The organism is Mucilaginibacter angelicae (assembly GCF_042434235.1).
Classification (GTDB): Bacteria; Bacteroidota; Bacteroidia; order Sphingobacteriales; family Sphingobacteriaceae; genus Mucilaginibacter; species Mucilaginibacter angelicae.
The window spans coordinates 52,647-78,121 of record NZ_JBHLTS010000073.1 but is presented as its reverse complement, the minus strand read 5'-3'; the positions used below and the strand labels follow the sequence as shown (position 1 = coordinate 78,121).

General features: G+C 45.2%; 14 protein-coding genes. 4 read left to right on the top strand and 10 right to left on the bottom strand.

Translation table 11 applies throughout. From position 1 onward, the window contains the following. Positions 1 to 90 precede the first annotated feature (90 nt). Positions 91 to 837 (top strand): SDR family NAD(P)-dependent oxidoreductase, encoded by a 747-nt coding sequence (locus ACFFGT_RS24135; protein WP_377025079.1) that lies wholly within the window; start codon positions 91 to 93, stop codon positions 835 to 837. A 339-nt stretch (positions 838 to 1,176) separates the two neighbouring features. On the opposite strand, the gene ACFFGT_RS24130 is transcribed toward ACFFGT_RS24135, so the two are convergent. Then, positions 1,177 to 2,685 carry a glucuronyl esterase domain-containing protein gene (locus tag ACFFGT_RS24130; RefSeq protein ID WP_377025078.1) on the bottom strand — a complete coding sequence of 503 codons (1,509 nt, stop codon included), beginning with the start codon at positions 2,683 to 2,685 and terminating at the stop codon, positions 1,177 to 1,179. Between the two features lie 20 nt (positions 2,686 to 2,705). Then, on the bottom strand, positions 2,706 to 4,646 hold the full coding sequence (locus tag ACFFGT_RS24125) for a sialate O-acetylesterase (RefSeq protein WP_377025077.1): 1,941 nt from the start codon (positions 4,644 to 4,646) through the stop codon (positions 2,706 to 2,708). Between the two features lie 485 nt (positions 4,647 to 5,131). Here ACFFGT_RS24125 and ACFFGT_RS24120 point away from each other — a divergent pair, with 485 nt between their 5' ends. Then, positions 5,132 to 6,961, top strand: a complete 1,830-nt coding sequence (locus ACFFGT_RS24120) for an ABC transporter ATP-binding protein (protein ID WP_377025076.1) — start codon at positions 5,132 to 5,134, stop codon at positions 6,959 to 6,961. Positions 6,962 to 7,215: 254 nt separating this feature from the next. On the opposite strand, the gene ACFFGT_RS24115 is transcribed toward ACFFGT_RS24120, so the two are convergent. From ACFFGT_RS24115 to ACFFGT_RS24090, 6 genes are all read right to left on the bottom strand, one after another. Continuing rightward, positions 7,216 to 9,570, bottom strand: coding sequence for a glycoside hydrolase family 2 protein (locus ACFFGT_RS24115; protein WP_377025075.1), 2,355 nt, complete (start codon positions 9,568 to 9,570; stop codon positions 7,216 to 7,218). 10 nt (positions 9,571 to 9,580) lie between these two features. Next, on the bottom strand, positions 9,581 to 10,606 hold the full coding sequence (locus ACFFGT_RS24110; RefSeq protein ID WP_377025074.1) for a glycoside hydrolase family 53 protein: 1,026 nt from the start codon (positions 10,604 to 10,606) through the stop codon (positions 9,581 to 9,583). Positions 10,607 to 10,859: 253 nt separating this feature from the next. Beyond that, positions 10,860 to 11,921, bottom strand: a complete 1,062-nt coding sequence (locus ACFFGT_RS24105) for a glycoside hydrolase family 53 protein (protein ID WP_377025073.1) — start codon at positions 11,919 to 11,921, stop codon at positions 10,860 to 10,862. 57 nt (positions 11,922 to 11,978) lie between these two features. Further along, entirely contained in the window at positions 11,979 to 13,028 is a 1,050-nt protein-coding gene (locus tag ACFFGT_RS24100) for a glycoside hydrolase family 53 protein (RefSeq protein ID WP_377025072.1), read from the bottom strand. Positions 13,029 to 13,037: 9 nt separating this feature from the next. Then, positions 13,038 to 14,549 carry a RagB/SusD family nutrient uptake outer membrane protein gene (locus ACFFGT_RS24095; RefSeq protein WP_377025071.1) on the bottom strand — a complete coding sequence of 504 codons (1,512 nt, stop codon included), beginning with the start codon at positions 14,547 to 14,549 and terminating at the stop codon, positions 13,038 to 13,040. Between the two features lie 19 nt (positions 14,550 to 14,568). Beyond that, positions 14,569 to 17,685, bottom strand: coding sequence for a SusC/RagA family TonB-linked outer membrane protein (locus ACFFGT_RS24090; protein WP_377025070.1), 3,117 nt, complete (start codon positions 17,683 to 17,685; stop codon positions 14,569 to 14,571). Positions 17,686 to 18,023: 338 nt separating this feature from the next. On the opposite strand from ACFFGT_RS24090, the gene ACFFGT_RS24085 reads away from it, so the two are divergent. Both ACFFGT_RS24085 and ACFFGT_RS24080 read left to right on the top strand, forming a co-directional pair. Beyond that, the gene (locus tag ACFFGT_RS24085; RefSeq protein WP_377025069.1) at positions 18,024 to 22,166 is read left to right on the top strand and encodes a hybrid sensor histidine kinase/response regulator transcription factor; all 4,143 of its coding nucleotides are present in this window, start codon (positions 18,024 to 18,026) and stop codon (positions 22,164 to 22,166) included. 142 nt (positions 22,167 to 22,308) lie between these two features. Then, positions 22,309 to 22,869, top strand: a complete 561-nt coding sequence (locus tag ACFFGT_RS24080; protein ID WP_377025068.1) for a thioredoxin family protein — start codon at positions 22,309 to 22,311, stop codon at positions 22,867 to 22,869. Between the two features lie 190 nt (positions 22,870 to 23,059). Here the strand turns inward: ACFFGT_RS24080 and ACFFGT_RS24075 are convergent, their stop codons facing one another. Both ACFFGT_RS24075 and ACFFGT_RS24070 read right to left on the bottom strand, forming a co-directional pair. Then, the gene (locus tag ACFFGT_RS24075) at positions 23,060 to 24,160 is read right to left on the bottom strand and encodes a phytase (protein WP_377025067.1); all 1,101 of its coding nucleotides are present in this window, start codon (positions 24,158 to 24,160) and stop codon (positions 23,060 to 23,062) included. Between the two features lie 61 nt (positions 24,161 to 24,221). Then, a complete protein-coding gene (locus tag ACFFGT_RS24070) occupies positions 24,222 to 25,475 on the bottom strand; it encodes a right-handed parallel beta-helix repeat-containing protein (protein ID WP_377025066.1) in 1,254 nt (417 codons plus the stop codon).

Genomic DNA, 25,475 nt, shown 5'->3' with positions numbered 1-25,475 from the left:
CTTTTATCCATTAAATAATTCTGCGGCATATTCATACTGGAGTTAATGCACCTGAATTATCTTCCAGGAAGTAACGATTTTAAAAGATCCATGAATTCAAAAACCAAACTGGCCATTATCACCGGGGGCGCCTCCGGCCTCGGACTTGCCACCACCAAAAAATTTATCGAACAAGGCATCAAAACCATTATCATTGGCCGGGACGAGGCAAAGCTGATTGCAGCAGCACAGCAATTTGGTAAACTTTGCAGTTATAAACAATTCGATCTGAGCGACACAACCGGTATCCCCCAATTGATAACTGAAATTGAAGCTAAATTTGGAATACCTGATATTTTGGTTAATAACGCCGGCATCAACCATAAAAAAGCTTTTACCGAAGTAACCGACGAAGAATTTTCGAGAGTGATCCAAACCAACCTCAATGCGGTATTTGCAATAAGCCGTGAGGTGGTAAAAAGCATGTTAAAAGCAGGCAGCGGAAGCATCGTTAACATCAGCTCCATGGCTGCACAATATGGCATCCCCTATGTTATTGCCTATAGCGCATCCAAAACTGCTATTGAAGGTATGACCAGGGCAATGGCTACCGAACTTTCCCCACAGGGCATCAGGGTTAATTGCATTGCACCGGGATTTATAGCGACGGATATGTCGGCAAAGGCGCTGGATAATGATCCTGGCCGCAAGCAAAAGGTTATGGGCCGCACCCCAATGGGCAAATTAGGTGAGCCCGCCGATGTAGCCGAAGCTGCTTATTACTTAGCTACCGACAGTGCTAAATATGTAACAGGGATTGTTTTGCAGGTTGATGGAGGGAATTCGATAGGGTTTTGATACCATCACGATCATGCCAAGTTTTAGAATCCGGTGAACTCTGAAGGGAAAATGACATTTGCCCCTTTGTCATGCTGAGGTACGAAGCATCTTCTTCGCCCTGTATAGCGGCCATGTTTGTTGAAGAAGATCCTTCGTGCCTCAGGATGACAGGTTTTTTTTAAATTAAACGAAGCATCTTCTTCTCTCTGTATAGCGGCCTTGCCTATCGAAGAAGATCCTTCGCTACCGCTCAGGATGACAAAGACTTATAGGATCGATATCATTGCACCTCCAGAGCCCTCCGGATTTTCAAACTCAGGATAACGTTTGGGTAAATCATTTACTTTTTCTCACAAACTATTTCCCATAATGCATCAGCTTATTCGCCCATGCAATAAAGTATTTTACATTTGGGGCATCGGTATGGCCACCATCGTGCTGGCGCCAGGCCAGTTCGCCATTAAGTAAACCTGTGTTAACCGGCGGCATTTTTTCGGTTTTATAATCGTTTGAAACACCTATATCTTTCACACCAAGCAGTTTAAATACTGAACCCGCAGCCACAGTTGCCATATAGCTCCCCTGCTGATCGAGCCATTTGGCATCGCCCTGCTCCGGGACTCCATAGCTTATAAAAGTAAACCGCGGGGCACATAAGGCAATCAGCTCGTGTGCATCTACCGGCAGGTCTTTCGCGGTTTTAGAGCCGAATGTAGCTTCCGAAGCACCATATTTCATAAAATTACCGGCCATCCAGTAATATTCACCACCGGTAAGGCTTTCAACCGCCTCACCAAAATTGCGGCGGTGCAGCTTAGCTCCTCCCTCGCCCGATGAGCCAATCAGCCCCATCGCAAAGCGTTGTTCAAAGGCCAGTGTTACCAGTGCAGCTTTCCCATACCGGGATACGCCCTCAATGCCTACATGTTTGGCATCAACGGCGGGTTCGGTTTCCAGGTAATCCAATGCGCGTGCCGCTCCCCAAGACCAGGCGCGTAAAGCACCCCAGTCCTCCGGCTTGCGTGGCTGGCCTTTATTTACCAAACCAATAATCCCTTTTGTTAAACCTTCTCCATTGTCGGCCTGGATTGATGAGGGGTCAATCAGCACATAACCCCAGCCGCCGGCGATCAGCTGCATGGCCGTTGGCGGATCGCCTTTAATCACCGGGAAACCGCCTGGCCCAAAAGGAGATTGCTCAGGTATGGGGTTATAGGCGGGATATTGCTCAAAAATGGTTTTCAGTTCGGGATGCTCTTTTACAAGCAATTCCTTTATCGCACTGTTGATCTTTTCTACATCGGCAGGCGAGGGCTGGGCCGGTGCAGGCAATGCACTCCGGCCAAACATCATCAGTACAGGTACCGGGCCTTTAGCATTTGCAGGGAGCACCAATGTCATTTCAATATTTACATTGATAAGCGGACAGGCCGAGTTATCAACATGACCAATGAGCTGTTTAGCAATCACCGGATAAAAGCCAACGCGCTCTTTATCGGTTACTTTAACCGCCCAGGTTACTTTGGGCACATTAGCCGGGATGCGCCCATAAACCTCACGCTCCATATCCTCCACAATTTCCGGGCGGCGTTGTTTCCACCACATTTCGGCCGTAGTTACCTTTTTGCCGTTCTTTAATGTAAGCGCATCCGGCAGATCCGGGTAAGGGTTAGCCAGCGCTTCATCATAATTGGCATGGTTAGGGGCCGATTCGTCACCACTGGGGCCATTACGCAATGTTTTAATCCCTAACTGCTTCATCATATTCTGATGATCCTGATCGGCAGTGAAATTTACCGGGACCGGATTTTGTGCTTTTGCCGCTACAGCGCATGCGAGTAAAAAAAAGAAGGCAGTACTTTTCATTTCTCTGATTTTAAATTGATTTATGGTTTATCGGTCCGGAAAGGCGATGCGGGCAGGCCTTCCTTATTATACAGGTTTGCCCCATCGGGATTATCGGCCCAGGCATATCTTACATAAAGCGGGGCAGGTATTTTATCATTCCAAACCACCACTTTATCGCCTTTAATAACAGCTTTGGCCCAAATAAACTTTTTATCTGCACCGGCTATTGCAAATTGCGACAACTCATCTCCATCCTCAGCAATAAGGCCTGCTCCTGTATATTTAAAAGTGATCTCAATTTTATCCCCGTCAATTTTAGCTGATTGATAAATTGGGCCGGATGCCACTACACTCCCTTCGCCATAAGCCACATTTTCAGCGGCACGGGCAAGCCGCTCTCCTACCGTTTTTTTATTGAGTGGATGAATATCGTTCCATTCACCCGCACCAATAGTAACTGACATACCTGTATTAGGTAACTCCAGGGCGCTAAGCTGCCCTTCGCGTAATTGGGCCCAGTCGCTTTCAACTGGTGAATATTGCGCTTCGTTAAAGTTGGGGAGCTGGGCACAAATGAATGGGATGTTACCCTGTTGCCAGCTGTTGCGCCAGTCGGCAATAAGGGCTTTTAACAGCATACCATATTCGGCTGCCCGGGAAGCATTGCTTTCGCCCTGGTACCAAACCAGGCCTTTAATGGTGTAGTTGATAACGGGTGCTACCATGGTATTGTAAAGTCCGGTTGGTTCATTCTGTGGCGTAAACTCCGGCTTTATCTTAGCCGGTTCAAACACTTGCCCTACCTTATATTGCCAGTCGCCGCGCAGGTCGATGGTATCTCCAGCCATTGTTAAATAATACCGTTTGTCGGGCACAAAACCACCTTTGCCCGCTGTGTTGATCACCCGCACCATGATAATATTTTTACCCGGCTTCAATAAACCTGCAGGTACTGTGTAACGCCTTGGCGGGTACTGATAAGTAATGCCCCCTACCAATTTACCGTTAACATAAGTTTGATCTGCATCTACTATCCTTCCAAAAAAAAGTTTGGCTGCTTTACCCAGAACCGATGCAGGCAGGTTTATTTCCTTCCTGAACCAGACTACCCCGTTCAGGCCTTTTATACCCTGATCGGCCCAGTAGCCGGGCAGCCAGAAATGATGCCAGTTATGGGGCATATAAGTGGGATCATACCATGGCTTGGCCTCACTTAAACCTTTATCTACCCCGTAAACCGACGTATTTAGCGGATCTGTAGGTTGCGAACGCGTTTTCATCACACTATCCATAAAAGCAGGATTACCAAATTGGATTACCCGGTTGTGATAGGATTTGATGTTTTTTAAACCATCATTGCTGATCCAGGCCTCTATCGGTGTACCGCCCACACTTGAGTTGATGATACCTATGGGCACATGATATTTTTGATAAAGCTGTTTAGCGAAAAACCAGGATGCGGCACCAAAACTTAAAACACCTGCAGAATCGGCTTTAACCCATTTACCGGGTAACAGGTCGGGATGTTGTTTGGTTACATCAGCCTCTGTTTTCACAAAAAAATTTCTGATCTGCGGGTAATTGGCATTGGCTATTTCATCAGGGTATTTTTCCTTTACCCGCTCCATGGGCAAAACCATGTTCGACTGGCCCGAGCAAAACCATACATCCCCAATTAAAATATCCCGGATAACAATATGGTTGTTACCGGTAAGTTCCATGATATATGGGCCACCGGCTTTCATAGGCTGAAGGATTATTTTCCAGGAACCGCTTTGCTCAGTAACTGTGTGGTATGTTTTATGCTGAAAATTAACGGTGATCTTTTCACCGGAATCGGCCCATCCCCAGATCTTCACTTTCGCGTCGCGCTGTAATACCATCCCATCTGCAACCAATTGCGGCAACCTCAGCGTGGCGTAACCGGGCAATATAAAACAGGCACAAAGCACAACAAGTAATAGCTTCACTGACCTCATAGTTCTGAAAATTTTTATTGGTGGTTTATAGTACTAAGGAACAAATAAAAAAAGATTAATGCAATCGATTGCGCAAATCTTTTTTATATAATTATATATTCGGCTAAATCTTCTTGATCACGAAAATTGTTTTCAAATTAAATGGCCCATATTTATAGGGGGCTCCGCTGAAGTAATTCTTTAAGGTATGTTTCCTGCTACAAACATGTTACTCCTACGGAGTTTAAGAAAACCTGTAACCACAACCCCGTAGGAGTAACATGTTTGTAGATAAATTTAACAACAAAGCTGGCTCTGTAGGTGCCTCCTGTATTAAAAGTGATTCCTACCACTTTCTGTTTGATAGTGTCAATACAGACAAAGCATTATTCTCTTTCGCCATAATTTCTTTTCAGTCAGTAAATGATCATAAATGAGCTAAGAACCTGCACTCCAATATTAATCAGCATTTTTTTGTTTAAAATCGCATTTATCAAAACCGGCAGATGGCTAAAACAAGAAATATCAAATTGGAGCAAAAGATCTCGTTCAGAGAGCGCCTGTCTGCATTAAGCAACCTCCCGGAGTTTTTCGGGCTGGTATGGCAAAGCAGCCCGGGGAAAACGACAATGAGCTTTCTGTTACGTATTGTCCGCTCGGCAATGCCGGTTGCTTTGTTGTACGTAGGCAAGCTGATCATTGACCAGGTGGTATTGCTTAACCGCCACGGAGGGAGCCAACACGAATTATGGAAGCTGGTTATCATCGAATTTTTACTGGCTGTAGCTACCGATGGCTTAAACCGGATGATCAGCCTGATGGATAGCCTGCTGGGTGATCTTTTTTCAAACTATACATCGATGCGTATCATGCGCCATGCAGCTACGCTTGACCTGGAGCAGTTTGAAGATTCGGTATTTTATGATAAACTGGAACGGGCAAGACAGCAAACTGTCGGGCGTACAGTACTTTTATCGCAGGTAATGAGCCAGATACAGGACTTTATCTCCATGGCATTTCTGCTTACCGGCTTGCTAACTTTAAACCCATGGTTAATCCTGCTGCTGCTCATCGCCATCATCCCCTCATTTATGGGTGAAAGCTATTTCAACAGCCAGAATTATGCGCTAACCAGGAGCCAAACGCCCGAAAGAAGAGAACTGGATTATGTACGCTACCTCGGCGCGAGTGATGAAACAGCCAAAGAGGTCAAAATTTTTGGCCTGTCGGATTTTATCATTAACCGTTTTAAAACGCTATCAGATAAATTTTATGCCGATAACAGCAAGCTTGCTGTGCGGCGCTCGGCCTGGGGCACCTTCTTTTCCATTTTAGGCAGTGCTGGTTATTATGCCGCTTATGGTTTTATCATTTATCAAACGGTTACAGGCAAATCTTCGGTGGGTACGCTTACCTTTATTGCCGGTTCGTTCCGGCAGCTTAGCAGTTTGATGGAAAATTCGCTGAACCGTTTTACGTCGGTATCCCAGGGAGCCATTTATCTAAATGATTTCCATGAGTTTTTTGAGATCAAGCCAAAGATCACCGTTGCCAAATCTCCTTTACCATTTCCTAAACCTATAAAGCAGGGCTTCAAATTTGAGGATGTGGGCTTTAAATATCACAATGCCGAATCATGGGCCAACAGGCACCTGAACTTTACCCTGCACCCCGGCGAAAAGATTGCGCTGGTTGGCGAGAACGGTGCAGGCAAAACTACGCTTGTAAAATTGCTGGCCCGTTTATACGACCCTACAGAAGGGCGCATCCTGCTTGACGGTGCCGATTTGAGGGATTATGACATTGCCGACCTCCGGTTAAACCTGGGCATTATTTTCCAGGATTATATCCGTTACCAGATGAGCTTTTCGCAAAACATTGCGGTTGGCAATATTGATGAACTGGGTAATATTGAACTGATCCGTAAGGCGGCCCATGAAAGCCTGGCAGATACACTGGCTGCTAAGCTTCCGCTTGGCTATGAGCAATGGCTGGGCAGGCGGTTTAACGAAGGTGTAGAGCTATCAGGCGGGGAATGGCAAAAAGTAGCGCTGGCAAGGGCTTATATGAAGGAGGCGCAGGTGCTTATCCTTGACGAGCCAACAGCAGCACTTGATGCCCGTGCCGAATACGAGGTGTTCCAGCGTTTTTCGTCGTTAACCGAGGGAAAATCGGCTGTGCTTATTTCTCACCGCTTTTCAACTGCAAGACTTGCAAACCGGATCATTGTGTTGGAAAAAGGCACTATCCTGGAGTCGGGCACACATGAGCAACTCATGGCCAACAACGGGCGCTATGCCGAATTGTTCAGTTTACAGGCAGCCGGATACCTGTAAGCGATTAATACCTCTGCTGATTATAGGCAGTGACATTCGCAATAAAAAAGGGGAGCTGATGATATCTGCTCCCCATATCTATAAAATCATTGCCATTGACTTTAGTCAACGGAGTAATGAATAAAAAACAAAGGGCTTTAGCCAAAATACGCTTGTATAATTGGGCTAAAGCCCGCAATACTACCCTCTCTTACCGTTGACTAAAGTCAACGGTAATGAATAAATAATCTTCATTTTAAACAGCTTCTGTATTGTTATTTAATCACCACTTCCTGTTTTGCAGTTTTCAAAGCATCCCCCGAAGCAGAAAGAGAGATTTTACCGGGTTTCGTGCCTGCTTTTATCAAAAAAGCTGCGATCCCGGCTTCCGCTTTTACTTCTTTATCACCAACTAATACCCCTCCACCGCTTACATTTAGTTTGATCAAATTGGTTGCAGTAGGAATCACAGTACCATTCTCGTCGGTTACCGAGGCGTAAACAAACACCACATCATTTTTGCCCGCAACAAGCGGCTTACCACTGTAATCAACCGTTAATTTAATCTGTGAGGGTTTTTCGGGTGTTTTAGATTCAGTAGTAATTGCCAATTTTTCATTGATGTAACCTTTAGCAGTTAATGTACCTGGCTCATAAGCTATATTAAAGGTAAATGGTGCATGCTTAAGATTGTTATTCATGCTGCCTGTATCTGGTTTCTGTTTGCCTATCAGTTTGCCGTTCAGAAACAGTTCCACCTCATCGCAATTGCTGTAGAGCTTTAGATTTTTAACTGCCGGGTTATTCCAGTAATTGGCGATAAACAATACCGGTTTAATTTCGGCAGCGTCCCTTTGGCTTTGGTAAAAATAATAGGCAAACTTGGGCAGCCTGAAAATATCCATAATCCCCGATGATTCAATATCAGGCGCATAACCACGTTTATAATCGAACATAAGCCAGTTGGCATCGCCGGTAATGTTCCCGTTAAGGTTATCGTTATGTGATTCCTGGAAGTTTACGGCCTGTTGCAGCATCCGCTTTTCGCCATCTCCGCGCAGCTGGCGCGATGTTTTTTCCTCGTCGGTAAGGTCTTTATACTGTGTTTGGTTAAAGCCTGCGTTTTGGGCGTAATATTCCCAGTCGCCATATTCGGCAATCAGGATAGGTTTCTGGTTAAATTTTTTCCAGTAATCGGGCGCTTTGGCATGCTGGCGGGCGGGGATAAACACATCATAAACTGCGTTCATCCAGCCGCAGGTGTAGGTATCGGCATAAGGCAGTTCCTGATGAACTATGGCATGCGCCTTTTCCATATAATCCTGCTTCATGTCTGTTTCATTAAGCGAGGCCTCCCACAAAATGATGGACGGATGGTTCCTGTCGCGGTGCAGCATATCAGTAATAGCTTGCAGACTGTTCTTTTGAAAAGTTTCATCGCCAAAAAACTGCCAGCCGGGTGTTGAATCCATCACAAAAATACCCAGTTCATCGCAGGCATTTAAAAACGCAGGCGACGGCGGATAATGCGAACAGCGCACAAAATCAAAACCAGCCTGTTTTATTTTATAAGCATCGCGGTATTGGGCATTATCGCTCATGGCATAACCTATATAAGGATATTCCTGGTGGCGGTTAGTACCGCGCAATACATATTTGCTGCCATTAAGGTAAAAGCCATCAGCCTTAAAGCTGATTTGCCTGATGCCCGTTTTTACCGATACCGAATCGAGCAGAACACCATTGCTTTCAACCCCGATAACTACTTTATATAGCTTCGGATGCGCAGGCGACCAGAGTGCTGGTTTTACTATATTGATGCTTTGCTCAAAGGTATTACTGCTGTTTGGCTTGATAACAGTTACAGGCAAACTAAGCGCTCCGACAGATTTCCCGGAAGCATCATAAAGTGTAGCTCTTACTTTAACAGCCTGCTTTAAGGCATGATCATTTTGTACCTGCACCTTAATGCTTAAACAGGCATTTTCTGTTGAAATATTATCATAGTGTAGCATTACCCCGCCACCATTCACCTGCCCGGCATTAACGGCATCGGTTATATAAACCTTATTTTTTTTAATAAGCCAGGCATTACGGTAAATGCCACTGTAAAAGTTAAAATCCAGATCTTTAATAGGCTTTCCCGGCGGAATCACCGGGTTGTCCTGGTTATTCAGCCTGATGAGCAGGCAGTTTTCTTTACCATACAACGCCTTATTGCTGATATCGATATAAACAGGCAAATAACCACCGGTATGTGTTTGCAGATGTTTTCCATTCAAATAAACATCGGCCAGGTTCATAGCTGCATCTATACGGATGGCGATATATTTACCTTCATCTTTTTTATCCAGCGTAAAAAACTTACGGTAAAAACAAATGCCCTGCCATTGCTGGGCGGTTTTAATAACCGGCTCAATATTGGCAGTATGCGGCAGGCTCACCTGCTGCCATGATGAAGCGCCTGCGTGGCTAAAAAATTGATCATTGATACTGGTATCTGCATTTTTTACAAACTGCCAGTTATTATTGAAAAGTGTAACAGCTATTTTTTTATCGCCTTTGCTTTGCGCTTTTACGGCTGCAACCGTGCAGGCAGCGGCAAGGGCCAACAGAATAATTTTCTTCATTTAGTGGAGCTTACTGGCTAATGTGGTATTGTTTCTTGATGCTATCATAGGTAGCCATGTGCGCATTGGTATTGCCCTGTTTATCAACAAAGGTTTCGCCCCAGCTAAAGGGCTCCCAAATAAAAGTGCCTTTAACTTTGTTACCGGGTAATGAAAAGGCTATATCATTTACCTCGCGTTTGTGTTGTGAATATTCGGCAACCATCACATCCTGTTTGTAGCGGGCAGTGAGGCTGGTGACGTTATTTTTTAAACTATCGGGAGTTCCATGCCATTCGGGATAGTATGATTCGCCAATGATGTCGAAATTCACCCCGCGTTTAAGCATATTATCAACAAAATAAATGGATTCGGCATTTTGTCCGCCGCAGGCAATGTGCAGCATTATCCTGATGTTACCGCTCACCCCTCTTACACCGCTAATACCTGCTTTCAAAAAACCGGCCAGGGTATCCAGGTTTTTAACCCTTCCATCGGGCCATAAAATGCCGTGGTTAATTTCGTTACCTACCTGCACCATATCGGGCAGGGTGCCCTGCTTTTTAAGGGCCAGCAGCGTAAGCCGCGTAAATGCTTTGATAGAATCCTGCAATTGCTGGTTGTTAAGCTTTTTCCAGGCAGCAGGTTTATATTGCTTACCGGGATCGGCCCAGGTATCGCTGTAATGAAAATCAAGCAGAAGGCCCATACCGGCTTCCTTAATCCGTAAAGCCATCTTTTTGGTATCCTCTAAACCGCAATAACCTTTTGCCGAATAACCGCTATCGGCCTTAGGATTATTGAAGATGCGGAGCCTTACATAGTTAAAGCCATGATCCTTCAAAATAGTGAAAGGATCTTTGCTTACGCCGTTATCATAAAACTTGCGTCCCTCGGCTTCCAGCTGGGGGATAAAGGAAATATCGGCCCCCATGATCTGCTTAAACTTAACCGGAACATTTTTGGCCGGCGAATATTTATAAGCCGATAATGCCCCCATACTTACCAGGCCCATTGCTATTAATACCAGTTTGCGTGTACTGATCTTCGTTTTCATATAATTTGTGTTAATAATCAAAATTACATAGTATAGTTGGTTGGGTGTATTGAAGCTTTTTCAATGCTTTCCTGGCTAATTCAAAAAGGGCGGGCTTGTGCGATTCCCCTCTTGAGAGGGGCGGAGGGGTGTGTTTCTGCTTTGATAAGCTTGTCGCATAAACACACCCCTGCCATCACTCTTTCCCTTCGCGCCCCCTCTCAAGAGGGGATTTAAAAACGCTTCATTCCCACTACACCCAACCAATTAAATTTTAATGCACAAATGCATCCATGGCAACGGTTGGTTTCCCGCTGCTATCGAATGCGCCCATGGTGTAGCCCTGCCAGCTGGCATAAGCTTCCGGCTCCCAGTAAAATACACCAAGACCGCCCGATACCGATTTTGTTTTGGCTATCAGATCGGTTAAAAAGGCTTTACTGGTTGTTGCTGCCGATACATCCATACCGGCCTCGCAGATCATTACCTGCTTGCCATAACGGGTTACCATATCCTGCATGTTGGCCAATACCTGAGTGTTAGTTGTCGACCAGCTGCTGGTTGACGGATATACCGAAAACCCGCAAACATCCCAGCTGGCACCATTGGCTTTAAGGCCGTCAAAGATCCAGCGGGTGGTGGTATTATTAAAACCATTAGCCACATGCACAATAACTTTTGCCGATGGATAGATTGCCTTAGTAGCATTGTATCCACAGTTTACCAACCAGGCAAAGTTTTTAAAGTTTGTTGCCGACACCGAGGCGCGGCCATCCTGCCATAACATACCATCGCTGGTTTCATTACCAACTTGTACCCATGTTGGGGTTATCCCGTTTGATTTGAGGGTATTTAAGGTATTGTAAGTGTAATTGTACATGGTGGTCATGAGTGTGTTGAAATCAAGACTGGCCCATGCAACAGGTTTCGTTTGGTTTCCCGGATCGGCCCAGGTATCGCTGTAATGAAAGTCGATAAGGATGCTCATACCTGCGGCTGCAGCCCTTTTGGCTTTAGCTACTACGTCGGCAGTGGAATTATAGGTTGATGAAGGATTTACCCATACCCTTAAACGAATGGCATTGATACCTTTACCTCCTAAAACGGTAAACAAGTCCTGCTGAGTACCGCTGCTGTTGTAAAACTTTTTGCCCGATGCTTCCATTTGCGTTACCCAGCTCACATCAGAGCCATAGGCAAATGTAGAAGTGGCTTCGGTTTTTAACTTGCCGGTAGCCGTGCTTTGTGCAGCGACTTGCTTGTTGGCAACTTCTTTGGTGCAGCTCATGCTTAGGCAAAGCATGACAGCTGATGACAGCGTGATGATTTTTCTCATAATTTGATTGATTTATTGGTATTTGTAAAAAATTGGTTTCGTGCTGAATGGCATGAACTATTTAAATGCATCAAGCGCCACGGTTGGCTTGCCCGATGTGTCAAACGCCCCAAGGCCATAACTTTGCCAGTTATAGGCCTCCGGTTCCCAATAAAAAACTCCCAAACCCTGCCCGCCATTCACCGTGCCAACCTTGCTTAACAGATCTGTTAAAAAGGCTTTGCAGGTTGTTGTTTCGGCGGCAGGCATTCCCACTTCAACTATCATTACCGGGGAACCATACCGGGCAAACATATCATTCATGTTAGCCAGGCATTGTGCATTATAAGTTTGCCAGTTAGTAGTAGACGGATATAAGGACATGCCAATAATATCCCATTTTGCCCCATTAACCTTTAAGCCATCAAACAGCCAGCGGAACAGGCTGTTGTCATAACCATTGGCCAGGTGTACAATAACTTTTGTAGTGCTGCTTACCGATTTTACCGCGTCATAACCGGTGCTTACCAGAGCCGCGAAATTGGCCATGTTCTTTGAGGCCCGGCCATCTTCCCAAAGCATGCCATCGTTGGTTTCATTGCCAACCTGTGCCCAGTCGGGCGTAATGCCTTTTGCTTTCAGGGCGTTCATTACGCTTATGGTATAGGTGCTTAGCGCCGCTTTCAAATCGGTAAAACTGAGGCTTTGCCATGCAGCAGGCTTAGGCTGCTTACCCGGGTCGGCCCAGCTATCACTGTAATGAAAATCGATCATGATCTTCATGCCCAGTTTTTGCGCGCGCAGGGCTTTAGCAACCACATCGTCGGTATTGCACCAGCCATCGGTTGGGTTAACCCAGGCACGGAGCCTGATGGCATTCATACCTTTATCCTTTAGTATCTGGATTAAATCCTGCTGAGTACCATCGCCATTATAAAATTTATAGCCCGATGCTTCCATTTGGGTAAGCCAGCTCACATCGGCCCCCTTAATCAGGGCCGATGTGGTGGTTTTAGTAGTATCGCCCGTATCAGGCTTTTTTGTGCCGGTTGAGCCGCCATCCTTTTTACATCCTGCCACTGCCGTTAGCAGTATCATTCCCAGCAATACAATATTCCTGATATTCATAGCAATCAATTAATAACCGGGTGTTTGGGTTAATTTGCCTTTACTGGCCGTAATTTCATAGGTTGGTACCGGGAACAGGTATGGCCCCGCAGTTTTACCTACCGATGTTAAGGCGCTTTGCCACTGGCCGTGCCTTACCAGGTCCATCTTGCGTTCGCCCTCAAAATAAGTTTCCCAGCCTTCTTCTTTTAACAGCCAGGTATCAAAAGCCTGTTTGGTGGCTGTGGCCGATGAAGGCACATTGCCCAAAGCAGCACCGCCATGTGCCAAACGCACCTGGTTAACCAAAGATACCGCTTCGGCAGTAGGGCCGCTGTTTTGGTTAATGGCTTCGGCAAGCTGTAACATTACATCGCCCAAACGTGCTTTAGGGATATCATTACCCTGGTAAGCATTCAGCGAAGCGCCGCCCAAATCCGGGTATTTAGCTATTACCGGACCCGATAAGCCGTTAGCCTCGTTACGCACCACCCCGCTTTTGTTGGTATAACTGGCAACAAGCAAATCCCTGCGTTTATCGGCTGCATCAAATGAATGATAAAAAGCCCATGTTGTTGAAACAGGTGCGTCGCCACCGGCAAATGAATCTTTTACACGGTTACCCGGATAATCTTTTGGATAGGTATAAAACACCCAGGGATTAAAGCTGGCGTGGTTTTCGTTACCATCCTGATCGGGCAGGCATGATATGGCCCACATGGTTTCGTTATTCCTTTCGGTAGCTTCCATAAACAGGCTGGCATAATCGGTTACCAATGAGTAGCCGAGCGTCATGATCTGCCTGCCTGTTTTCTCGGCATTAACAAAATCCTTTTCGTTCATATAGGTACGCATCAGCACGGTAAGCGCTATAGCCTGGTTAAACCTGCCGTAATCTGAAGGAGCTTTAGGCAGATTTGCCGCCGCGTAAGTAAGGTCGCCCACTATTGATGCTAAAAATGCTTCGCGGGTTGGGCGGGTTAAATCGGTTTCGGCTGCGGTGTTGATCTTTGATGCATCCAGGATCACCGGTACCGGGCCGTACAATTGCAGCAGGTAATACATATTCCATCCGCGCGACATGCGGGCTTCAGCAGTCAGTTCCTTTTTAGCCGCATCGTTGATGCTTGATTTATTGATATCGTCAATGATCTGGGTGATGCGGGTCACAAACCTGATCTTTTCAAAATGGTTATTACCTGTACCCTGGTTAGCCAGGAAAGTAAAGCTTGCGGTGCTGAACTGGGTAAAAATACCGCCCCATCCTGTCCAGATGTTCAACTGATCGGTGGGGTAATCAAACATCATGATATCGCCGTACTCCGGGCTAAACCAATCGTTCTGATAACCTGCCGGATCATTATATCCCCATTTTGACTGGAAAGGCTTATAAACCTCGGTAACGTAATTCACAAAATCGGCCTCGGTTTTAGGGAAGTTGGTGGTTGATAACGAACCGTAAATTTGCGGCTCCAACCCTTTTTTACAACTGCTTACCGTTACAGCAGCAGCCATTAAGCATATGGTTATAATTTTTTTCATGTTGATTGCTGTTTTAAGATTAAAAACCGGCCCTTAAGCCAAATGAGAATGTCCTGAACATTGGGTACGGAGCGTAGCCGCCTTTAACACTGGCATAGCTCACTTCCGGGTCAACGCCTTTATATTTGGTGATGATGAACAGGTTTTGAGCATCGGCAAACACCCTTACCGATTTGGTGAACTTGTTTAGCCATGGCGAGCTAAAGGTATATCCCAGCGTAAGGTTACGGCAGCGCACAAAATTGGTACTTACCAGGTTTATGTCCGAACCCTGCGGCAGGCCTGTAGCGCTTTCAATGTAGTTTACCCCAGGCCTTGTACCGCTTTGGTTAACCGATGTCCAAACATTAAGCGCCTGTATGGTTCCGCTTTGTGTGCTTGACACAATACTGTTAGGATCGCCCCAGGCATTGTTATAGTTGGTTCCTTTACCGCCAAACTGGCCGTAAAAGAAAATACTCAAATCGAATTGTTTGTAATGGAAATCATTACCAAAACCAATACTGATCTTCGGGTCTGGGTTTAGTTTGTAGATATCGGCACCGGTTAATTTGCCGTCGCCATTGGCATCAACATAAATTGGCGAGCCAGGCAGATTAGCGCCGCCCGCAGTTGGCTGTGATGCCGGTACGGTTTGACCAGGCTGTAAGAGGCCTTTTGTTTTAAAGTAGTAGATCTCATTTACCGGATCATTAATAGCCTGGTAAGTTACGCCCTGGTAGGCAAGCAGGTTATCATACACAAAACGGCTTTTCCATTTGTAGGTATAGTGTGATACGTTGATGGCCGAGTTCCAGGTGAAATCATGTAATCTTAAATTTTGTGTATTTAACGAAATATCATAACCCTGCCTGTACTGGTGCCCGCCGTTAACCGGTTGGGTCGACAGATAGGAAAGCGGCGCAGTTGGCCCGGTTGTGCGCAGCAGGTTGGTGATATCATCTTTAAACACATCAACCGAACCGGTTACACGGTCTTTAAATAAACCGAAATCCAAACCGATATTCTTGTTCTCGGTTTTTTGCCAGGTTAATTCGGGGTGATCAATGGCATAACGGGCTATAGTAGCATAGTTTACGGCGCCATTGGTAAAGAAGATGGTATTGCCATCAGGAGCGTAACCGCCGTAACCTGCCGCACCAATGGTGCTGCCTGTAGTACCTGCACTTGCACGAAGTTTAAGCAGGCTTACAAAGTTTATATTCTTCATGAAATCCTCGTTGCTGATTTTCCAGCCAACAGAAGCCGAAGGGAACGAAGCGTATTTGGTATTAGGGAAAAACAGGCTATAACCATCATAACGGTATGACAGGGTAAGCAGGTATTTATCTAAAAAATTGAACGAGCTCCGCGCAAAATATGAGCGTGTTTTACTGGCCGTTTTTACCGAAGTGATACCGATATTGGCTGTTTCGGCAGATAGGTTGGTTGCACCGATTACATCGGCACCGCCTGCACCCTGGCTGCCGAAGGCGTTGTAAGTATTTTTATATTGACCTGCGCCCGCAACCGCGTCTATATTTAAAAATTTAGCGATATCTTTTTTGAAAGTTACAGTAGCCTCTAAAGTCTGATTTTCGCGGTTGTTGTAGTTCATGGATGCCCGCGACAGGTTTTGCGAAAAGTAGAAAACCGTGCTCGGCACAAAAAAGGTACGGTTGGCCGCCTCATAATTATCGCCAAACAACAGGTGGCTGGCCAATACGCCCGGAATCACTTTCAGGTCGGCAGATAAATTTGCGTTCAATGAATGGTAGCTGGTATTATCCTGCACATCCAGTAATGATACCGGGTTGGCTATAACGCCATAACGGGTATAATTGCCGCTTGCATCACGTACCGCTACGTTTGCCGGGTAACCCAAAGCAGCCTGGATGATCCCAAAACCCTGTGTACCTGAACCACCTGTTTGCCCGCCCGATGACGAGTTTAAATAGCTGTTGGTATTGCCTGTGAAGTTTGCATTCAGGGTCAAAAACTTAGCCGGGGTAAATGACAGGTTAGCGCGGCCTGTATATTTATTGAGCCCAGCTCCTTTTAAAGTACCATCTTCATTATAATATCCACCCGAAAAATAGTAAGTAGCTTTTTCACCGCCGCCGTTGATGTTTACCTGGTGGTTGTTAATTGCACCTGTGCGGAAGATCTGGCCAAGCCAGTCGGTACCATTACCTGCTGCTGCAATATCGGCGGCACTGTATTTTGGTGTTGGCAAGCCCGATTGCGGGTTGGGGCCGTACGGCTGCTGTTGTTTGCCTGCCAGGTATTGATCAACAATAAGCTGGTTGTATAACGTTTCGTACTGGTTAGCTTTTAAGGGCTGCAGGTAAGGATAGTTTTTTTCGAACGAATAGCTGCCGCTGTAGGTAATGTTCAGCCTGCCTGCTTTACCTTTTTTGGTGGTGATGAGGATAACACCATTCGCGGCATTTACACCGTAAATGGCGGCGCTGGCATCTTTCAGTACCTCTATAGATTCCACATCATCCGGATTTAAACCGGCAAGGCCGCCACGGCTTACGCCATTGGTTTCGCCTGCAATGGTACCGTTGCCCGGCTCAAGTCCATCGCCCGGAAATATTACCCCATCAACCACATACAGCGGGTTACCGCGGCCACGGATAGACAGGTTAATATTACCTCCCGGCTGTGAACTTCCCTGCGATACCTGTAAGCCTGAAGCCCGGCCGAACAGCAATTGAGGGATAGAGTTATTGGCCGCCTGCGGGATCTTTTTAGGATCGACCTTGGTTACAGCCGTAGTAATATTTTGGCGGGTAGTTGTACCATAGCCGATAACCACCACCTCATTAAGGCCGTTCTGTTTAGTATCTAAGGTTACATTTAAAGTACTGCCGCTTACGGTTACTTCCTTGGCGTCATAACCCAAACCACGGAATAACAGTACTGTACCACTGGCTGCTTTAATACTGAATTTTCCGGCAGCGTCGGTAGCCGTTCCCAGTGATGTTCCTTTGATACCAACAGAGATACCGGGCAATGTTGTGCCGTCTTCCTTTGAGGTAACCGTACCGGTTACCGTTTGCTGGGCATAAACACCGGAGACTGACAGCATAGCCAGCGCAAACACCAGCAGGCATAATCTTCTCCAAAATTGAAAAGTAGAGTTTTGCATATTTGATTTTTTAATTGGTTTAAAACAGGCTTTTTCCACATTGTAAGGATGCATGCGGCGGCGTTATCAGGCGTGCAGATTTAATTGCTGCATAAAATCCCGGCAGCTGCACACATCAGTTCACGAAAGGAAAAAGCAATTGGTTTACTGTACAAATGACAGGTTTAAACAGGAAAAGCTTTTGTGCAGATGTTTATTTTTTTGGTTCAAACTGTTATTTTTTGTAGCAAAAACAGCAGGAACAGTAATTTTAGCTGTATTTTTAACATTTATTGTTAATATTGTTCAATACCAATTGAAACCCAATAGTTGCTTTTGTTTTTTAGTTAGAATTACCCGTGCCACGTAATAAGATGTTTAAGCTAAGCAGTTGGCTGTGCAGTATAGAGATGCTTGCCTGCGGATTGGCGGTTGCTTTATTTTGTTTTGCACAACCAACATCAGCGCAGGCACCTAAACTGAAGTTCAGCCACATCAACAGTTTTCAGGGATTATCAAACAGCACGGTTGAAACCATTTATCAGGACCACCGGGGTTTTATATGGTTTGGCACAAGGGATGGCCTGAACCGTTATGATGGTTACCAGATGACGGTTTTTAAAAATAATCCGGCAAATACATCGAGTATCAGCGATGATTATATCCGTTGCTTGTATGAAGATAGCCATCATCAATTGTGGATAGGTACCAGCAATGGCCTTAACAGGTTCAACCAGTTTAAAAATACTTTCACCCGTTATAAATACTCAGCCGCCAACAGGCAATCCATATCGGGCAATATCATCAACTGCATTTATAATGACAGAAAGGAAAACCTTTGGATAGGTACGGTAGACGGAGGGCTTAACCTGTACTTGCCGGGCAGCAATTCCTTTCAGCATTTTGCCGATGTGCCCGGCAATACCGTCAATTATATTTTTGAGGATAGTGCAAACACGCTATGGATAGGGACAGAAAAAGGATTAAAAAGCTTTGACAGGCAAAAGCACACCTTTAATAATCAAATTAATTTTGAAGGATACAGTACCATTAGCCTGCCGGTAAACACCATACAGGAAGACCGCCAGCATAACCTTTGGCTCGGGATAGAAAACGGCGGATTGATGGTGCTCGATTTTAAAACCAAAACCGCTAAACGTTACCAGCATCAGCGCGATGGCGACGGAAGCCTTGCTAACAATCAGGTAAAATGCCTGCTGGCCGATCGTAAAGGCAATATCTGGGCCGGGGGCATCAATGGCGGCTTAAGCCTGTTTAACCCGCAAAGCGGCACATTCAGCAATTATCAAAACGTATCTGAAAACTCAAGCAGTCTATCGCAACGCACGGTATCGGCCATCTTTGAGGATGATCAGAGTAACCTTTGGGTTGGTACGCACCGGGCAGGCGTTAATCTGTACACGCCCAAGGCTAATAAATTCAAACTGCTGCAAAACGAGCCCGACAATAACAGCCTAAGCTATAATGATGTAAGGGCTTTTTGTGAGGATGAAAACCATAACATCTGGATAGGTACCGATGGCGGCGGCATCAATATTTATGATCCCGTAAAAAACACTTTTAAATACCATCGTTACAACCCCAACAACAGCCAAAGCCTTGCTGCCGATGCAGTACTGGATATCTACAAAGCAAATGAAAAAAAGGTGTGGATAAGTACCTGGGGCGGCGGACTCAATTGTTTTGACAAGGCCACCGGCAATTTCAGGCATTTTACCAGCAACCCGGCCGATGCAACCTCCATCAGCTCCAACTTTGTACAACAAGCTTTTAAGGATAGCGATGGAAATTTCTGGATTGCTACCTATTACGGCGGCCTTAACCTGCTCAACGAGCAAAGCCTGCAATTTAAACGCTTTAACGAAGCCCCCGATAAAAAAACAAGGCTAACAGGCAACAACATTGTTTCCGTAAATGAAGACCGGAACAAAAACCTGTGGATAGGTACAGATGATGGCGGCTTAAACTGCTATAACCTGCGCAGCAAACACATCAGTCATTATTTTGACAAGCAGGAAAAACTACCCGATCTGCGGATAATTTTTGTGGATAGCCGGGGGAGGGTATGGATAGGGCAAAACGGTCTTTATTTATTTAATACCGCCAAAAACAGGTTTGATATTTATACTGATAAAGCCGGTTTAGGTACCGATGTGATTAAAGGAATTGAGGAAGATAATATTGGCAACTTCTGGATTTCGGGAGCAAACGGCATTACTAAATTTAACCCGCAAAGCTTTCAGTTTACCAAATACAACATAGCCGATGGCTTGCAGGGCCAGGAGTTTGAGGTGAACTCATGTTTAAAGGCGCAAAACGGCAACCTGTATTTTGGCGGTGTAAACGGGTTTAATGTATTTAATCCGGCCACTATCAAAGCCAACCCATATGTGCCGCCGGTTTACATAACCGGTTTGCAGGTATTTGATAAAACAGTTTATCCTGATGTTTCAGGCTCACCTTTAAAAACGGATATCAGCGTAACCAACACAGTACAGCTAAATTATAAACAATCAAGCATCACCCTAAATTTTGCTGCGCTGAACTATACCGCTGCCGAAAACAACAAATACCAATACCGGCTTGAGGGATTTGATCCTAACTGGCACCTCTCGGCCGAGCGTAAAGCCTCCTATACCAACTTATCTCCCGGCAGTTATACTTTTATGATAAAAGCCGCCAATAATGACGGTTTGTGGAACCCTAAAGTTACATCGCTGCTCATCATCATTACGCCTCCTTTTTGGGCAACCTGGTGGTTCAGGACATTGGTTGTGGCAACCCTTCTGTTGATCATATACCAATTGTTGCGTTTTAAAAAGAACCTCGATCTGCGCCGGATAGAAGAACAAAAACGCGAGGAGATCCATCAGTTACAGCTGCAATTTTTCACCAATATTTCGCATGAGTTCCGTACGCCGCTGTCATTGATCTTGGGCCCGCTGGAAACATTACTTGAAAAAGGCAAATCGGCCACAAGCCAATACTACGAGGTAATGTACCGGAACGCCAACCGCCTGTTGCTGCTCATTAACGAGCTGATGGATTTCAGAAAAGTGGAATCAGGAGCCTTAGGCCTGAAAGTGATGCCGGGCAATATAAATGCCTTTATTGACGAGCTTGCTGCCGAGTTTAAAGAAGCGGCCCAGCTAAAGGGCATCACTTTAAATATAGTTTTAAACGATAGCCTGGGTAATGCCTGGTTTGACAGGCAGGTGCTTGAAAAAATTGTGCTGAACCTCATTAACAACTCTTTAAAATATACCCCGGCTAATGGCGTAGTAACTGTTGAGATTTTGGATAACCCGGAAGCTTTTAAATCGGATTTTGAAAATGAGCTTGTATTAAAAAATAATTTCCGAGCGGGCAGGTATGCTTATATCAGGATCTCGGATAATGGTATTGGTATTTCTAAAGATTCCATCCAACACCTGTTTGAACGCTATTACCGCATCACCGAAACGCACCTGGGCTCGGGCATAGGGTTGGCCTTTGTAAAAAGCCTTACCGTTTTGCACAAAGGGGATATTTATGTGTACAGTCAGCGGTATGCCGGTACCGATATTATTATTGGTTTACCCATTGCCGAAAGCGATTACGGACTGAAAGAAAAATGGAGCGAAGCCACAGAAGCGGGAGGTACCAGGCTGGAGAGTATCCAGATGGAACCCACCGCCCCTGCCGGGCCGCTTTATCCGGCAAAAACCATATCGGCCAACAACAATCATAAATACCGGATATTGATAGTTGAGGATAACGACGAGATCAGGGCGTTTATTAAAAACTCACTTGATGAAAATTATACCATAACCGAAGCTATTGACGGGCACGACGGCTTAACCAAAGCCAAAGAACAACTGCCCGACCTGATCATCAGTGATGTAATGATGCCCGGCATGAACGGTATCGACTTTTGCCAGGCCATAAAAGGCGATCTGGATACCAGTCACATCCCTTTCATTATGCTTACCGCCAAAACCACTTTGCAGGCCGAAATTGAAGGGATCGACTCGGGGGCCGATCTGTATCTGCCGAAACCTATCAGCATTAATTTGCTTACCCTAAGCATCCGTAATATTTTTGAACAACGGCAAAAACTAAAGGAGCGTTACCTCAAAAACCATCATATTGAAGCACGCGAGCTGGTACATTCATCAAAGGACAAAGAGTTTATGGATAAGCTGCTGCTGATCATTGATAAAGAATTAAGCAATCCCGACCTTGACGTAGACCAGCTTTGCAATACCATAGGCATGAGCCGCACCAAGCTTTACCATAAAATTAAGGAGATCTCGGGCCAGGCCCCAAATGAGTTTATCAGGAGCATCAGGCTGAAGAAAGCTATTGAGATCATGACCCATGAAGATGTGCTGCTAACAGAGGTAATTTACCGGGTAGGCATCCAAACCCAATCGTACTTTACCAAGGCCTTTAAAAAAGAGTATGGAAAAACGCCCACACAGTTTTTGCAGGATCTGTAAGCCGGATAGAGTGAAGTAAATAATCATAGCCTTGTAAAGCTTATTGAAATAACCGTACAGTGAATAAAATTACCCCGTACATTATTTAACTTAACCACCGCAAAAGGAACTGCCATTAAGATGGTACCAAAAACAAAACGTTATGGATTTTACGGCCTATCAGCAGCTATTTTTCGATATTTTAAACAGTCCCAATCCGGCGGCACCTTATAACAATCCGGATTATTTAAATTATACAAAGCTCAACTGGTCGCGCCAGCAGCGTTGGCTAAAGGTTGGCATTCTGAACCCGGATTTGACAAATGCCATCGAAAGGATCAGCAAACCACAATTATGGACGGTTATTACCGAAGCCTGGTGTGGCGACGCTTCACATACCATACCCTTCCTGCACCGCCTTTCGGAACTTAATCGGCTCATCAAAGTTGATTACCAGTTAAGGGATTCGCCGCCGTTTCTGATAGAAAGCTATCTGACCAACGGTACCAGATCGATCCCAAAGATCATTATTGCCGACGAAAACGGTGCTGACCTCGCTACCTGGGGCCCCCGCCCGGCAGAATGCCAGCGGTTATACCTGCAAATGGTTAAAGATCATGTTGAAATGAGCGAAAAGAAGATAGCATTGCAGAAATGGTATAATGACGATAAAGGCGAAAGCTTTCAGCGAGAGTTTTTAACTATCATTAATGCAATATTATAACTCTGGATAAAACATGCAACTTGGAAAAAGGCGTCATTGCGAGGTACGAAGCAATCCCCGACTTTACAGGGCGAATCTACATAGTTACTCTGCTTATTGGGGATTGCTTCGTACCTCGCAATGACGTTTTTTAAGTGTCCCATCAGGGTCCTCTGCGAGAGACCCTGATGGGACGGCAAATAGTTTATTACTATTTCACCTTAAGCTCTTTGCCGGCAATATCTTCCCAACGGTAATAGTGAAAAGTTTTATCGTTGCTCATTACCACAAAAATACCATGCTTAAAAGTATCGTTTAACGGTATAGCTGTTACATCGCTTCCGTCGCTTTGCCTTGCGGCAACGTTGGCTATCTTCAGCAGCTTATGCTCAAAATGATTTGTTTTAGTACCTTCCCTGCTAAAGATTTGAAAGCGGTTTGAGCCCTGGTCAGATACCAGGATATAGCCTGTTGTATCCGTTAATTTATAAATCGAGATCCCCTCATGATCGGCACTAAAGCCCGAGGTTCCGAATATGGCCAGTTCCTCGTCGCCTTTTTCAGGATCGGCATAATACTGACGCACACCGGTTTGCTCGTCTGAGTAGTAGATATAGCCCAACTCGTTATCAACAGCAATTGATTCAATTTCTTTTTTGCCGCTGTATTTGCCAAACTTACGTACCAGCGTAGCTTTTACATTACCGGTACCGTCATCTTCAAGCAAATACTGCCAGATATATCCGCCTGTTTGCGGGCCATTTTTGCGACCGGCAATGGCATACATTTTTCCTGCCTTTGAGGTATAGATAGAAATTCCCATCAAATCGCGGTATTCAAAACCTGTTTCACCAACAAAAGCGTCAATGCCGCCATTATCTACAGGTTTCATATCAGGCAATGAATAGATCCGGAGCTTATGGGTCATCCGTTCGGTGGTAATAACAATATCGGTGGGTTTGCCGCCAAGCATTAAACCGTAGGCAAGGTCAACATTGTTTGGGCGTTTTAAACCACGAACAACTTTGTCCTTAATAATCTTCCCTTGCAGGTCGAACACGTAAAGGGCACCTTCGCTGTTTTTATCGGTACCTATGATAAGGCTTTTAGCCGGATCGGCCGGGTTGATCCAGATAGCAGGATCATCGGTATCATACAATACAGGTTCGGTAATAACTACCGGTTTTATTTCGGGCGACGTGCTGCCGGGGATAGTAAGGGCTTTACTGTTGCGTACCTGGCTTTGACCGCAGGCCGTATTACCGATGGCTACAGCCAATGCTACAAATGCTAATTTGCTTAATTTATTCATTGATTATTATTAATAAAAAATGATCCTGCAGGGGGATGCAGGATCATTGCTATGAGTTAATTTATTTTGTTCCGAAAGCGCCGATGTAGTTAGCCGGATCGGGCGATACATAAGTTATCCCGTTTACGGTAATACCTGCAGCATGGTGACGGGTAAAATCTGTTTTACCATGGTTTAAAGCAGGCGAGCCGCTTTGTAAATGAAAATCCCAGCTTACATCATAAACGGCGTTTAAAACCGGGGTTGATTCAGGATAGTTAACAAACTTGGGATCATTATCGCCCGCGTTGGTACCTCTGATCTCATTAACACCAGCAATAATATCTTTAGATGGCTGAAACTGGTTTACCGTGGTTTGATCATAACCATAGTAAAGGTTATTGCTGATGATGGTACGCTTATCTTCGGTTGACTTAGTATCACGTTTGATACCAAAACGGGTGTTTGCAAACAGGTTGTTATAAATATCGGCGTGAACATTGTTCTCCAGCCAGATAGAACCACCTTTTGCCGATGGCCTGCGCCAGCCGGTATTTACCATAGTATTATTATAACATATGATATAGGCCTGCGGGGTACGATCGCCCGAGTTTGATAGCTTTAAAGCATTGGTATTAGCACTGTAAACAAAGTTAAAGCCTACATCTGCCAAACAGCCCGATTTAAAGTTCATGGCTTCACCGCCGGTTACACCTGTGGTATAAAATGTATTGTTGGCAAAAATGATGTTACCGCCTTCAATGTAAGTACAATCCTCCTGGAAGTTGCGTACAGTTGAATTTACAACGATAAGTTTACCATTAACATTTGAAAACCACAATGCAGGAAGGTTTTCGCCTGCAACAGCTTTATAAAGCCCTAACTTTACCGAAGTTGAACCGTCAGAGGTTGTATTGCCGCCATATTCTAAAATAGTATGGTCAAGCACCAGTTCAGCACAGGTTTTAGCTGCAAGGATGCCGCCCCACATTTTACCGAATTTTTTGGCATCGGTACGGTATTCCGGATTTACTGTTATCCTTACCGGGTTTTCGGCAGTACCTAATGAATACAGGTTGCCTTTTACTATAAACTCGGGTTTGGCAACAGTATCCATCAGTACAGTTACTCCCTCTTCAATTGTGAGCGATTTACCTTCGGGGATAATAATATCACCTTTAATGATCTGGGTGCTGCCTTTGGCCCAAACACCTGATACCTCACCACTTGCAGAACCATCTGCAGAGCTGGTATCAACATCAAGGTTAGCTTTTCTGCAACTGCTAAAAGCTATGGCCGATAGCAGCACTGCCGCGAATATTTGTTTTATTTTCAT

Coding starts and splice junctions, on each gene's coding strand:
- ACFFGT_RS24070 (WP_377025066.1), bottom strand. CDS start 25,475: ATGAAAATAAAACAAATATTCGCGGCAGTGCTGCTATCGGCCATAGCT.
- ACFFGT_RS24130 (WP_377025078.1), bottom strand. CDS start 2,685: ATGAAAAGTACTGCCTTCTTTTTTTTACTCGCATGCGCTGTAGCGGCA.
- ACFFGT_RS24075 (WP_377025067.1), bottom strand. CDS start 24,160: ATGAATAAATTAAGCAAATTAGCATTTGTAGCATTGGCTGTAGCCATC.
- ACFFGT_RS24110 (WP_377025074.1), bottom strand. CDS start 10,606: ATGAAAACGAAGATCAGTACACGCAAACTGGTATTAATAGCAATGGGC.
- ACFFGT_RS24080 (WP_377025068.1), top strand. CDS start 22,309: ATGGATTTTACGGCCTATCAGCAGCTATTTTTCGATATTTTAAACAGT.
- ACFFGT_RS24100 (WP_377025072.1), bottom strand. CDS start 13,028: ATGAATATCAGGAATATTGTATTGCTGGGAATGATACTGCTAACGGCA.
- ACFFGT_RS24125 (WP_377025077.1), bottom strand. CDS start 4,646: ATGAGGTCAGTGAAGCTATTACTTGTTGTGCTTTGTGCCTGTTTTATA.
- ACFFGT_RS24135 (WP_377025079.1), top strand. CDS start 91: ATGAATTCAAAAACCAAACTGGCCATTATCACCGGGGGCGCCTCCGGC.
- ACFFGT_RS24115 (WP_377025075.1), bottom strand. CDS start 9,570: ATGAAGAAAATTATTCTGTTGGCCCTTGCCGCTGCCTGCACGGTTGCA.
- ACFFGT_RS24095 (WP_377025071.1), bottom strand. CDS start 14,549: ATGAAAAAAATTATAACCATATGCTTAATGGCTGCTGCTGTAACGGTA.
- ACFFGT_RS24090 (WP_377025070.1), bottom strand. CDS start 17,685: ATGCAAAACTCTACTTTTCAATTTTGGAGAAGATTATGCCTGCTGGTG.
- ACFFGT_RS24105 (WP_377025073.1), bottom strand. CDS start 11,921: ATGAGAAAAATCATCACGCTGTCATCAGCTGTCATGCTTTGCCTAAGC.
- ACFFGT_RS24120 (WP_377025076.1), top strand. CDS start 5,132: ATGGCTAAAACAAGAAATATCAAATTGGAGCAAAAGATCTCGTTCAGA.